The 12,656-nt window shown below is 63.9% G+C and carries 12 protein-coding genes and 1 tRNA gene; 6 read left to right on the top strand and 7 right to left on the bottom strand.

Features of this window, described 5'->3' with window-relative positions:
- Positions 1-21 precede the first annotated feature (21 nt).
- Positions 22-1,287 (bottom strand): phosphoribosylamine--glycine ligase, encoded by a 1,266-nt coding sequence (purD, locus tag DQW77_RS00555; protein ID WP_113256219.1) that lies wholly within the window; start codon positions 1,285-1,287, stop codon positions 22-24.
- 72 nt (positions 1,288-1,359) lie between these two features.
- Here purD and xseA point away from each other — a divergent pair, with 72 nt between their 5' ends.
- The 3 genes from xseA (at position 1,360) to DQW77_RS00540 (ending at position 4,603) form a co-directional block, all read left to right on the top strand.
- Positions 1,360-2,853, top strand: a complete 1,494-nt coding sequence (xseA, locus tag DQW77_RS00550; protein WP_113256218.1) for an exodeoxyribonuclease VII large subunit — start codon at positions 1,360-1,362, stop codon at positions 2,851-2,853.
- Positions 2,854-2,995: 142 nt separating this feature from the next.
- Positions 2,996-3,901, top strand: coding sequence for a LysR family transcriptional regulator (locus DQW77_RS00545; protein WP_113256217.1), 906 nt, complete (start codon positions 2,996-2,998; stop codon positions 3,899-3,901).
- A gap of 159 nt (positions 3,902-4,060) precedes the next feature.
- A complete protein-coding gene (locus DQW77_RS00540; protein ID WP_113256216.1) occupies positions 4,061-4,603 on the top strand; it encodes an NADPH-dependent FMN reductase in 543 nt (180 codons plus the stop codon).
- Between the two features lie 13 nt (positions 4,604-4,616).
- Here the strand turns inward: DQW77_RS00540 and DQW77_RS00535 are convergent, their stop codons facing one another.
- The 3 genes from DQW77_RS00535 to DQW77_RS00525 all read right to left on the bottom strand — a co-directional run bounded on the left by DQW77_RS00535 (position 4,617) and on the right by DQW77_RS00525 (position 6,278).
- Entirely contained in the window at positions 4,617-5,855 is a 1,239-nt protein-coding gene (locus tag DQW77_RS00535) for an FAD-binding oxidoreductase (RefSeq protein WP_113256215.1), read from the bottom strand.
- A 144-nt stretch (positions 5,856-5,999) separates the two neighbouring features.
- Positions 6,000-6,125, bottom strand: a complete 126-nt coding sequence (gene ykgO, locus DQW77_RS00530; RefSeq protein ID WP_113256214.1) for a type B 50S ribosomal protein L36 — start codon at positions 6,123-6,125, stop codon at positions 6,000-6,002.
- Between the two features lie 78 nt (positions 6,126-6,203).
- Positions 6,204-6,278 (bottom strand) — tRNA-Val (locus tag DQW77_RS00525).
- 148 nt (positions 6,279-6,426) lie between these two features.
- Here DQW77_RS00525 and DQW77_RS00520 point away from each other — a divergent pair.
- The gene (locus DQW77_RS00520; RefSeq protein WP_113256213.1) at positions 6,427-7,290 is read left to right on the top strand and encodes an N-formylglutamate amidohydrolase; all 864 of its coding nucleotides are present in this window, start codon (positions 6,427-6,429) and stop codon (positions 7,288-7,290) included.
- A gap of 7 nt (positions 7,291-7,297) precedes the next feature.
- On the opposite strand, the gene DQW77_RS00515 is transcribed toward DQW77_RS00520, so the two are convergent.
- Positions 7,298-8,551 carry a DNA polymerase IV gene (locus DQW77_RS00515; RefSeq protein WP_113256367.1) on the bottom strand — a complete coding sequence of 418 codons (1,254 nt, stop codon included), beginning with the start codon at positions 8,549-8,551 and terminating at the stop codon, positions 7,298-7,300.
- A gap of 126 nt (positions 8,552-8,677) precedes the next feature.
- On the opposite strand from DQW77_RS00515, the gene DQW77_RS00510 reads away from it, so the two are divergent.
- Positions 8,678-9,025 carry an antibiotic biosynthesis monooxygenase gene (locus tag DQW77_RS00510; RefSeq protein ID WP_113256366.1) on the top strand — a complete coding sequence of 116 codons (348 nt, stop codon included), beginning with the start codon at positions 8,678-8,680 and terminating at the stop codon, positions 9,023-9,025.
- 15 nt (positions 9,026-9,040) lie between these two features.
- Here DQW77_RS00510 and DQW77_RS00505 read toward each other — a convergent pair whose 3' ends face one another.
- Both DQW77_RS00505 and DQW77_RS00500 read right to left on the bottom strand, forming a co-directional pair.
- A complete protein-coding gene (locus tag DQW77_RS00505) occupies positions 9,041-9,619 on the bottom strand; it encodes a HupE/UreJ family protein (RefSeq protein ID WP_113256212.1) in 579 nt (192 codons plus the stop codon).
- Between the two features lie 239 nt (positions 9,620-9,858).
- Positions 9,859-11,253: an aspartate aminotransferase family protein gene (locus DQW77_RS00500; RefSeq protein WP_113256365.1), complete on the bottom strand. Its 1,395-nt coding sequence runs from the start codon at positions 11,251-11,253 to the stop codon at positions 9,859-9,861.
- Positions 11,254-11,643: 390 nt separating this feature from the next.
- Between DQW77_RS00500 and DQW77_RS00495 the strand changes: the two genes are divergently transcribed.
- Positions 11,644-12,642, top strand: a complete 999-nt coding sequence (locus tag DQW77_RS00495) for an ABC transporter substrate-binding protein (protein ID WP_113256211.1) — start codon at positions 11,644-11,646, stop codon at positions 12,640-12,642.
- Positions 12,643-12,656: the final 14 nt, after the last annotated feature.

Below are 12,656 nucleotides of genomic sequence, written 5' to 3'. Positions count from 1 at the left end.
GCACTGCAAGAAAATCACCGGTCAGCGCAGAGCGCGCCAGCCGATATCGCCACGGTACTGCCCGCCGGGCCAGTCGATCTGTTCGATCGTCGCATAGGCGAGATCACGGGCCTGTTCCAGGGTCGCCTGCCGGGCCGTGACATTGAGAACCCGCCCGCCAGTGGCGATGAAACGGCCGTCCCTTTCGGACGTGCCGGCATGGAAGACCATGTTGAAACTGTCCTCGGGGCAGGTGTCGAGGCCCCGGATGACGGTGCCTTTCTCGTAAGTGCCGGGATAGCCTTGTGCGGCCATCACGACGGTGATCGCGTGATCGTCCGCCCAGTTCACACGCATTTGCGACAGCCGGCCTTCGGCCGCGGCGTGCATCAGGTCGAGGGCCTGTGCCCCGAGACGCATCATGAGTACCTGGCATTCCGGGTCGCCGAACCGCACATTGTATTCGACCAGCCGGGGCTGGCCATTCGCGATCATGAGGCCGGCATAAAGGACCCCCTGATACGGTGTCCCGCGCCGCGCCATTTCGGCAAGTGTGGGCCGCACGATCCGGTCCAGTGCAGCCACGGCCACCGCGTCATCCAGGACCGGAGCCGGAGAATAGGCGCCCATGCCGCCGGTATTGGGCCCGGTATCGCCTTCGCCGATGCGCTTGTGATCTTGCGCGGTGCCGATCGGCAGGGCCGTCTCGCCATCGCAAAGCACGAAGAAGGACGCCTCTTCGCCTTCCATGAATTCCTCGATCACGACCGCGGTGCCGGCGGCGCCGAATTCGCCGCTGAACATATCGTCGATCGCCGCCTCTGCCTGATCCGGGGTTTCGGCCACGATTACCCCCTTGCCGGCGGCCAGGCCATCGGCCTTGATCACGATCGGCACGCCCGTGTCACGAACATGGGCTTTCGCGGCCGAACAATCGGTGAAACGGGCATATGCTGCGGTTGGGGCGTTCGCGGCATCACAGATTTCCTTGGTGAAACTCTTGGAGGCTTCCAGCCGAGCCGCGGCTGCGGAGGGGCCAAAGACCAGAAAACCGGCCTCCCGCAGCCGGTCAGCGACGCCGGCGGCAAGCGGCGCCTCGGGTCCGACAATGACGAAATCCACGGCGTTGATATCGCAGAAATTCACCACGGCGGCGCCATCGCAGATGTCCATCGCCGCGCATTCAGCGATCTGTGCGATCCCGGCATTGCCCGGCGCCACGACAAGTTTGTCGCATTTCGGGTTCTGCATCACGGCCCAGGCAAGGGCATGTTCGCGGCCGCCGCCGCCGAGGATCAGGATGTTCATTGGCGCTGCTCCCGGTTGGCCTCTGTTCCGGCGCGTTCTAAGGTGGCCGCGACACAGACACAAGGTGCGCCCATGTCCGACCTGATCGACCATCCCGCCGAAGGTGAAAACGCGCCCGAATTCTCGGTTTCCGAACTTTCGGGCGCGATCAAGCGCGTCATCGAGGGCGAATTCGGCCATGTCCGGGTGAAGGGCGAGATCGGGCGCGTGTCACGGCCGCGATCGGGGCATGTCTACCTCGACCTCAAGGATGACAGATCGGTTCTCTCCGGTGTGATCTGGAAGGGCGTTTCCGCGCGCCTTTCTGTGCAACCCGAGGAGGGGATGGAGGTGGTCGCCACGGGACGGTTGACCACTTTCGCCGGGCAGTCACGCTACCAGATCGTGATCGAGGACATCAAGCCCGCCGGTATGGGCGCGCTGATGGCAATGCTGGAAAAGCGCCGCAAGGCGCTGGCCGCCGAGGGACTGTTCGATGTCGCGCGCAAGGCGCCCCTGCCCTACCTGCCCGAGGTCATCGGTGTGGTCACATCGCCGTCGGGCGCCGTGATACGCGATATCCTCCATCGTTTGCGGGAACGGTTCCCGCGTCGGGTTCTGATATGGCCGGTGGCGGTGCAGGGCGAACGCTGCGCGCCCGAGGTGGCCCGGGCGATCGATGGGTTCAATGCCTTCACGCCCGGCGGCGCACTGCCGCGTCCGGATCTGATCATCGTTGCGCGCGGGGGCGGATCGGTCGAAGACCTGTGGGGATTCAACGAAGAGGCGGTGGTGCGGGCTGCCGCGGCAAGCGCGATCCCGCTGATTTCCGCCGTGGGGCATGAAACGGATACCACCCTGATAGATCATGCGTCGGACAAGCGTGCACCAACCCCGACCGCGGCGGCGGAACTGGCGGTTCCTGTACGGATGGACCTGCTGGCATGGTTTGACAATCAGGAAGCACGTCTGACCCATGCTCTGACTTCGGGAGTGACGGCGCGCGGGCAGCGCCTGCGTGATCTGGCCCGGTCTTTGCGCCGGCCCGAAACCGTGCTTGAGGCGCCGCGCCAGAGGCTCGACACCTGGTCCGAAAGGTTGCCCGCGGCCTTGATCCGTTCGGTACAGGCCCGGCGCGTGATGCTTTCGGATGCCGCCGGGGTCTTGCGGCCCGGACTGCTGCGGCGGGCGCTGGAAACGGATCGCGGACGGCTTGCCAATGTCGCGGCCCGGTTGAACCGGCGCGCGATCGAACGTGACCTTGAACAGAAATCACGTGACCTTGCCGGGCTGGCGACACGTCTTTCGGATGCGGGGCATCGGCAGACCCGCGCCTTGAGGGACCGGATCGAGGCGATGGACCGCTTGCGCGAAACGCTGGGTTACAAGGCCACACTCAGGCGTGGTTATGCGGTGGTGCGCGGCGACGGGGAGGTGATGACAACCAAGAAAGCCGCCCAGAAGGCAATCGCGCTGGAGATAGAGTTTGCCGACGGGCGGTTGGGCGTCGGAGGGGGTTCGCGCGCCGCACGTGCTGCGCCGCAGTCCGGATCCAAGACACCGCCGGAACAGGGCAATCTCTTCTGATTTTGTCCGGAAACAGCTGTTTCCGGGTTTCCGTGTCATCAACGATCCGCTGTTTGACCCAGATATTGTCGGGCGCATGCCGCAGTCGCGCCAGATTTCCCCGCCATACAGTGCCCCGTACGCATAGCAAGGGTATCGAGGTATGGACCGACTGACCGAAATGGAAGCTTTCGCCACCGTCGTGGACCAGGGCGGATTCACCGATGCGGCGCGCAAGATGGGCATTTCCAAATCGGCGGTGTCGAAGCATGTCTCGTCGCTTGAGGCGCGGCTCGGTGCGCGGCTTCTCAACCGCACGACCCGGCGGGTCAGTCCGACGGAGATCGGCCTTGCCTATTACGACCGCGCGTTGCGGGTGCTCAACGATGCCGGTGAGGCGGATGCGCTGGTCAGTTCGATGCAATCGGACCCGTCCGGCCTTCTGCGCATTTCCGTGGCTACGGATTTCGGGGTCAATCATCTCAGCCCGGTGCTGGGCGAGTTTCTCGAGGAATTTCCCGATATCACGGTGAACATGGTGCTCAACAACCGCTACGTGGAGCTGATATCGGAAGGTTTCGACATGGCGGTGCGCATCGGTGAACTGGAGGACAGCACGCTGCGCGCCCGCAAGCTGACCGAGACCACCAAGCGCATGATCGCGAGCCCGTCCTATTTCCAGAAATTCGGACGTCCGCAGAAAATCGACGACCTCAATGAACACAAGCTCCTGCATTATTCCAGCCAGTCGGGCGGCGCCGTCTGGAAGCTGACCGCACCATCGGGCGAAAAGCGACAGGTGCGCACCGCCGGCGGGCTTTCGGTGAATGACGGGCAATCGCTTCTGAATGCGGCGATCTCGGGTCTTGGGATCGCCTATCTGCCCAGTTTCCTTTACGCCGGTGCGATGGAGAAAGGGCTGGTGGAAGATGCAATTCCCGATCTCCCCCTTGAGAAACAGGGCATTTATGCTGTCTATCCTCCCGGCCGTTTTACCCAGCCAAAGGTGCGCGCCTTCATTGATTTCCTTGTCCAGTCCTTTGCGGACAAGGGGCCGGCAGACTGGTAACCGTCTTCCCCCGCCAGCAATGGCTACCTGGCCCGGCTGTCCCGCAGCCGGGCTTTTTTGCCGTCTGTCGCACATCGCATGTGCGCCCCGTATGCCTTGCCTCGGCGTCGACCGGGGCCAGATAGGGGGCAGCAAACACAAGAATGGAGACAAGACCCCATGCCGACGCCAAAGCTTGTAACGATCTCGGGATCACTACGGGCCGGATCCTTCAACCGGATGCTCCTGCGCGAGGCGGTTCATGCCTTCGGACCCGCCGAGGTTGTCGAGGCGGACCTGAACCTGCCCCTCTATGACGGTGATCTTGAATCCTCCCGCGGGGTGCCGGAAGCGGTGCATGTCCTGGCCGATCACCTGCGCAACGCCGATGCGATCGTGATCTCTTCGCCTGAGTACAACAAGGGCATCACCGGTGTCATGAAGAACGCGCTTGACTGGATCAGCCGCGTCAAGGGGCCGGTTTTCAAGAACAAGCTGACCGTAACGATGTCAGCCAATGCCGGCCGCACCGGGGGCGAGACCGGGCAGTTCATGCTGATGAGCTGCCTTGTTCCGCTTCAGGCGCATGTTCTGCCTGGGCCGATGCTTTGTATTGCCGGTGCCGAGAATGAATTCGACGAGGCGGGAAAACTGATCAACGATCGGTATCACAAGGTCCTGACCGGCAAGATGGAGGCCCTGCGCGCCGCCGCGGAGCAGTAAGAGGATGCCCCGCTCAGCCGTAGCGGCAAGGATCGTAGGGCGAAAGATCCGTGTTGGGCGGCTGACCCGAAATCAGCCCGGCCACCCAGCGCCCGGTCTTGGGGCCGGCCGTGAGGCCGACATGCTGATGACCGAAGGCGGCGAAAATGCCGGTTGCCCCGATTTCGCCTATGAATGGCAGGCTGTCGGGTGTCGAAGGGCGGCTGCCCACCCATTCCTCAACCGCGTCATGCCGCAAGCCGGGGAAGGCACGTGCCGCATGCCGGCGCAACAAGCGCAGAGGCTTGGGCGAAGGGGGGGCATCGGGATGGGAGAATTCAACCGTCCCGGCACAGCGCAGCCCGCCCTGCATGGGCGTGACGGCGAACTTGCCGGTGGTCATCATCATCGGGTTGCGTGGCATTTGCGACGGGTTGCGGAACATCAGGTGATAGCCACGCTCGGCGATCAGCGGCACCTTGAGGCCGAGTTTTCGCATGAGCGGCCGTGAGTGAATGCCAGCAGCAAGCACGGCCCGGCCGCAGGCGAAGCGCCCGGCATCCGTGTCCACCGCGGCGATCTGCCCGTTCTCGATCTGGACATCCTTCACATCGGCCCGGACGATATGCCCGCCAATTCCCTCGAATCCCCGTGCCAGGGCGGTGACATAGGCACCCGGATCGGCAATGTGGCCATGACCACGCAGGACCGCCAGACACCGGATCGCATCGCCGAGGATCGGCTCGGCTTCCTGAACCTTCGCGCCTTCGACGATTTCGGGCCGCAGGCCGGCCTCCTCTCGCAGCGCCCAGGAATAGTGGTCCGCATCGAAGGCGGCGCGCGTGGGGTAGGCAAAGCTTACATCGCTGTCCTGCAGCCATTTCTCGGCGCCGGTCCCCGCGGCGAGCGCCCGGTGCTGATCAACGCTGTCGCCGACGAGCGGAAGCAGAGCCTGCGCTGTATGGCGTGTGTCGCGGTCATTGGCACGCAGGGAAAATTGCGCGAGCCACGGTAACATTTCCGGCAGGCGGCGCCATTGCAGGAAAAGCGGCGAGCCCGGATCGGCAAGGTATTTCAATCCGGTGCGGATCAAGCCGGGCGTCGAAACCGGAACAAGGGCCCATTGGGCCATCAGCCCGGCATTCCCGTAAGACGCCCCTGCCCCCGGCGCGGCCCGGTCGATCAGTGTCACGCGATGGCCTGCGCGCTGCAGCCAGATCGCCGTGGACACACCGCAGATGCCGGCACCGATGACCACAACAGTTTCTGGCATTGCTTGTGACTGTCGCACCTCGAGCTCCTGCGTGATGGTCCCGGGGCGCAGTCAACCCGGTGCGTCCGTCAGGAGCAAGCCCGTAAACGCGAAAACCCCGCCCGAAGGCAGGGTCAGCCCGATCATCCGGACGCGAGGAGAGGTTCAGCCCTGACGGGCCTTGAACTTCTTCTGGGTCTTGTTGATGACGTAGACGCGGCCTTTGCGGCGCACGACACGGCAATCGCGATGCCGGTTCTTGAGCGAGCGGAGCGAGTTCTTGACCTTCATCGGTCTCTCCTGTCTGTCGCGGCGCGGGCCAGCGCCTGTGGTTGCGGGCGCCCGGCCGAATGCGGGGCGATGAATTCATGGTGGGCGGTACTGGGATTGAACCAGTGACCCCTTCGATGTCAACGAAGTGCTCTACCGCTGAGCTAACCGCCCGGTTTTCCGCCGCCGTCCCTGGCCCCGAAGTAAGAGGGGCGCGGAAATCCGCGCCGGTCCGCGGTTCTATAAAAGGAGTCGTGGGGGGGATCAAGGGCTTTTGGTTTGGGATTCTTTCAAGCTATGATGCGGTGCAGCAGGAGGTTCCATGCCCAAGTTCGCCTACGAGGTCATCCATCCGCAGAAGCGGCTTACCAGCGTGGTGTTTGCCTCGCCTCACAGCGGGAGCGACTATCCCTGGACGTTCCTGCGCCGGACACGCCTGAACGAACATTCCGTGCGCAGTTCCGAGGACGCCTATGTCGACCGCCTGTTCGAGGTTGCCCCGCAGATGGGTGCGCCGTTCATCAAGGCCGGCGCGCCGCGTGCCTTCGTGGATCTCAACCGGGCTCCGGACGAACTTGATCCCGCGCTGATCGACGGTGTGAGCCGCTCGGGGCACAATCCGCGCGTCGCGTCGGGGCTGGGTGTGATCCCGCGCGTCGTGGCGAACGGAAAGGCGATCTACTCCGGCAAGATTTCGGTGGAGGAAGCACAGCAGCGTATCGACACCTATTGGCGCCCCTATCACGAAGCGTTGCAAGGCCAGATGGATCAGGCGCACCTGATGTTCGGGGAGGCGATCCTGATTGATTGCCATTCGATGCCGCATGAGGCGATGGATGCGATCTCGCAGCGCGGTGTCCGGCGCCCCGAGATCGTTTTGGGCGACAGGTTCGGCGCGGCGGCTGACGGGGCGATCGTGGACCGGATCGAGGCGGCATTCGCCGATGCCGGTCTGACCGTGGTGCGCAACATGCCCTTTGCCGGGGCTTACATCACACAGAAATACGGCCGCCCGGCACGCGGGCGCCATGCCGTGCAGATCGAGATCGACAGATCCCTCTACATGAACGAACAGTCCATCCGTCCGAACGGAAACTTCGAGGGCTTCAAGAAAGTTCTGCGGTCCGTCATTGCAGAGATCAGCGATATCGGGCGTCCATCCCGTCTGTCCCTCGCTGCCGAATGATCCGGTCTCAGCGCAGGGCACGTCCTTTCAGGATCGCGTCGGCGCCAAAACGGCGGCGAATATCGTCCGTGGCCCGTTCGGCGATGCCGCGCCGATCGGCCTGAGGATCCAGAAGATCGCCCGAAAGATCGCCGCCGGCCTCGGGGCAAAGGCCCGAGATTCCCACGCCGATCAGACGGCAGGCTATGCCCCCGCCAGCCTGGTCCATCAGCCCGCGGGCCGCGCGGTAGATCGTATCGGCCATCTGCGTTGCATCACGCAGCGATATCCGACGTGTGATCAGGCCGTGATCGGCGCGCTTGAGCTTGAGCGTGACGGTCCGGCCGGCCAGCCTCTTTGCCTTGGCCCGGTCCGAGACCTTTTCCGAAAGCCGCCAGAGGTGACCGTCCAGAATATCGGCGTCTGCGGTGTCTTCTCCGAATGTCGTTTCATTCGAGATGGATTTCATCGGGGAGTTCGCGCTTACCCTTCGATTGTCCCGGCCCCGCGCCAGATGCCACAGACGATCGCCCATGCTGCCGAAGCGCGCCGTGAGATCGCGGTGGTCCCAACGCAGAAGATCCGCGAAACTGCGGATGCCGGCCTCCTCCAGTGAAGTCTGCGCGGTCTGCCCGACGCCCCAGATCATCCGCACCGGCTTGTCGCGCAGGAAATCCGCAGTTTCCGCTTCTCCGATCACCGAGAAGCCATGCGGCTTGTCGAGATCCGAGGCGACCTTCGCCAGAAACTTGTTGTGTGACAGACCGATGGATCCCGTCAGACCCAATTCGTCGCGCATGCGCCGGACAAGCCGTGCCAGCATGACAGCGGGTGGAGCGCCGTGCAGGCGGGCTGTGCCGGTCATGTCCAGGAACGCCTCATCAAGCGATAGCGGCTCAACCGCCGGTGTCAGTTCCTCCATCATCGCGCGGATCTCGCGGGAGACGTCCGCATAGACGTCCATGCGCGGCGGCAATATCACCGCTTCGGGGCATAGCGCCATCGCACGAAACATCGGCATGGCCGAATGAACGCCGCGAATCCTTGCGATGTAACAGGCGGTTGAAACCACCCCGCGTCGCCCCCCGCCGATGATCAGCGACTTGTCGGCCAGCGCGGGATCGTCGCGTTTCTCGACGCTGGCATAGAACGCATCACAGTCCATGTGGGCGATGGAGAGGGTGAAGAGTTCCTCATGTGCCAAGACACGCGGACTCCGGCATGCCGGGCAGCGCGGGGCAGGATCCATCGTCAGAAGGCAATCGCGGCAAAGGGCTGGCATGGCGGCGGCGTTTTCTTCATTCCATTCATTCTGTACACGGGTTTTGTACAGAATCCGGAGGGCTGCGGAAACGGAATGTTCGATCCGTTCATCGCGCGTCACCGGTTGCAAGGGGAAGGGCACGCCATGATCGCGGTGATTTTCGAAGTGATACCGGCCGACGGCCGCAAGGCAGAATATCTTGATATCGCGAGCCGGATGCGGCCTTTGGCGGAATCGGTCGAGGGTTTCATCAGTGTGGAACGGTTCCAGAGCCTGACAGATCCCGACAAGCTGCTGTCCATCTCGTTCTGGGAGGACGAGGCAGCGGTGGAGCGCTGGCGCAGGCTCGACGCCCACCGCCGGGCGCAGGGACAAGGGCGCGACGAGGTGTTCGCCGGCTACCGGCTTCGCGTCGCGCACGTGATGCGGGATTACGGCATGACCGACCGCGCGGAGGCCCCCGCCGACAGCCGCGTCGCCCTCGGGGAGTAGTCGCGGCCGTCCGGATCAGCCGAAAGCCAGCGACAGCCCGCCAAGGGCCGTTGCCCCGCCCAGCAGGCGCAGGACAATGCCACTCCCGGCGCTCAGGGCGCGGGCAAAAAGCACTGCCACCGCAAGCCCGGTGGCATGAAGCCCGGCAGTGGCGATCATGAATCCGGCACCGAAGGTCAAGGCCTGCGCTCCGCCCAGTTCGCCGCCATGCGCATGGCCGTGAAAAAGGGCAAGCACGCTGACCGTGAGGATCGCCACGAATGTCGTGGGCCGCAGCGCCAGTGCCACCAACGCACCCAGAATGAAAATCGAGCCAAGGATCGCGGGCTCCACCAAGGGCAGCGGTCCACCCGCCAGCGAGACCCCGAACCCGGCAAGCATTGCAACGACGAAGGCGGTGGGCACCTGCCAAAGCGCGCGCCCCCCGATCTGCGCGGCCCAGAGGCCCACGGCGATCATGGCCAGAACGTGATCAAGCCCGAAAAGGGGGTGCGTGACCCCGGCCAGAAAAGAGCCGTACTCGCCCGGCGGCAGATGCGCGGCGGCGGGGGTGGCGGCAAGTAGCGGGATTATGAAAGGAATGGTGCGTTTCACGGCAATCGGCTCCGTCAGGTCAGCCGGGCGCCTCGGGTTGAGCCGCGCCCCTCATAAAGGAAACACACCCGACCGGGCCGTGCAAGCCGCGATGGAACAGTGGGCACGCGGCTCGCCCATCCCTGCCTGTCAGGCGCGGGACGAATAAAGCACATCCGCCTTCATCTTTCCGAAAATACTCCCGCCGGAGGCATCCCGGCGAAGGCGGTCCGCCTCCGCCGGCGGGTCAATTGCCGGGATCAGCCGAACACCCGGGTCAGGGCATTGTCCGTCGCCTCGATGATCTCGTCGATATCGTCGCGGGTGGCGATCAGCGCGGGTGAGTAGCAGAGCGTGTTGTTGTAGCCGGGTACGGAGCGGTTGGTCACCCCGATCACCACACCCTGTGCCATGCAGTCCGCAACCACGGCCTGCGCACGCTTTTCGGCGACCGGCTCGCGGCTCTCACGGTCCTCGACCAGTTCTGCCCCGAGAAACAGCCCCTGTCCGCGCACGTCGCCGATCACCGCGTGGCGCTCGGCCAGGTCATGCAGCCGCCCGGTCATGTACTCTCCCATGGCGGTGGTGTTTTCCAGCAGGCCCTCCTCTTCGATGATGGCCATGTTTTCCAGCGCCGCCGCGGGCCCGGCGGTGCAACCTCCGAAGGTGGAAATGTCGCGGAAATAGTTCAACGGGTCCGTGTCGTCGTCCTTGAACATCTCGAACACGCGTTCGGAGGTGACGCAGCAGGCAATCGCTGCATAGCCCGAGGCCACCCCCTTGGCCATGGTGACGAAATCGGGCTCGATCCCGTAATGCTGGTAACCGAACCAGTGCGTGCCGGTGCGCCCGACGCCGCAGACCACCTCGTCGATATGCAGCAGGACATCGTACTTGCGGCAGATCTCCTGCACGCGGGGCCAATAGCCCTCGGGCGGGGGGATGACGCCGCCGCCGGCGGTGACCGGCTCCAGGCAGAGCGCGCCAACCGTGTCGGGCCCTTCGGCAAGGATGACCTTCTCGATCTGGTCGGCGGCCCATTCGCCATAGTTTTCCCGCGGGGCGCCCTCCTGTTCGAAGGCGCGGTATTCAAGGCAATGCGGCACCCGCACGAAACCCGGCGTGAAAGGGCCGTACTGGGCGTTGCGCTCGTCCTGTCCGCCGGCGCTGAGGCAGCCGATGGTGGTGCCGTGGTAATCGCGGTCCCGGTAGAGGATCTTGTGCTTGCGCCCGCCATGGTGTTTGTGGGCGATCTGGCGCACCATCTTGAACGCCTTCTCGTTCGCCTCGGAGCCGGAATTGGTGTAGTAGACGCGGGTCAGGCCGGGCATCTTGGAAATCAGTTTCTCGGCGAACAGCGCGCCGGGTACCGATCCGCCCGAGCCGGCGAAGTAGTTCAGCTTCAGAAGCTGGTCGCGCACCGCGTTGGCGATGCGCTCACGGCCGTACCCCACATTCACTGTCCAGACCCCGCCGGAGACGCCGTCGATATGTTCCTTGCCCTTCTGATCCCAGATGCGCATGCCCTTTCCCTCGACGATGATCTTCGGTTCGCCGGTTTCGAAGGGTTTGTGCTGGATCAGGTGATGCCAGACATGGGCGCGGTCAGCGTCCACGATCTTTTCGATATCGTTGTCGAGAAACTTGCCGTCCATGACGATGCTCCATCTGCTTTCGGCCCGCGCGGGGGGATCGCCGGGTATCATGACAGCAGTCATTGAGCCTGTGAAGGGTTTGCGGGAATAGGGCCAGCCACGCGCTTTGTTTAAGGCCAGTCATGCCGGGCCCTGCACCCCCGCCCGGCTAACAGCATGTCATCGTTGCGCAAATTTGTTGCGATTATCGGAAACGCCGTTTCATGAAAGCCAAAAGGCCCCGGGATGTTTCACAAAAACATTGATCGGCGCAAAAATTTCGGATCGGATGATGGATGGATGAAGGGCCGCGCGTGGCCCATTGCCCTGCAGCCGCATCGGAGCCCCCGGAACAAGGCGGGAGCGGTCCGGCCGCAAAAGACAAGACGTCAACCAACGGGAGTTAACCACATGACATTGAAGTCCAACCTCTTCTCGGCGGCCGCGGGTGCGGCGATGCTCGCAACCGGGACGGCCGCATCGGCCGAGAGCATCACGGTGGCCTATTTTCTCGAATGGCCGATGCCGTTCCAGTACAGCAAGGTGAACGGCGATTACGACGAGGCGCTGGGCATGGAAGTCAACTGGCGGGCGTTCGACACCGGCACCGCGATGAGCGCCGCAATGGCAAGTGGCGACGTTCATCTTGCCGTAAGCCAGGGTGTTCCGCCCTTCGTCGTGGCGACGAGCGCCGGGCAGGATCTTCAGGTTGTCGACGTGGCGGTCAGCTATTCGGACAACGACAATTGCGTGGTGGCAGAGGAACTGGAGATCGACAAGGACAGCGCCGGTGAACTGGCCGGAAAGAAGGTGGCGGTGCCTCTGGGCACGGCGGCGCATTACGGGTTCCTCAAGCAGATGAACCATTTCGGTGTCGATATCTCGACCATGGAGGTGGTGAACATGGCCCCGCCCGAGGGGGCCGCTGCCATAGCGCAGGGCGCGGTTGACATGTTCTGCGGCTGGGGCGGCAGCCTGCGCCGGGCCGAGGAGCACGGTAATGTCCTTCTGACCGGCGCCGAAAAGGAGGATCTGGGTATCCTGGTGTTCGACGTGACCTCCGGACCCGCCGCGTTCATCGCGGAAAACCCCGACGTGGTGAGTGCGTTCCTCGAGGTCACGGCCAACGCCAACGACATGTGGAACAGCGGCGAGCACACCGAAGAGATGCTGCCTGTCATCGCCAAAGACAGCGGCATGGATATCGAAGCGACCCGTGCCACGATCGAGACCTTCGTCTTTCCCTCCGCCGAGGAGCAGCTCACCGGGAAATGGCTGGGTGGCGGCGCACAGGAATTCATGAAGGGCGTGGCGGATGTTTTCGTCGAGGCCGGCAGCATCGACGCCGCGCTTTCCTCCTACGAGAGCAACGTCAATACCGGCCCGCTTTCGTCCGCCATGGGCATGTGACGCTGCGCTTCACG

The organism is Roseovarius sp. TE539 (assembly GCF_003298505.1).
GTDB lineage: Bacteria > Pseudomonadota > Alphaproteobacteria > Rhodobacterales > Rhodobacteraceae > Roseovarius.
The sequence above is the reverse complement of the archived record's forward strand: the minus strand, read 5'-3'. Positions and strand labels throughout refer to the sequence as shown.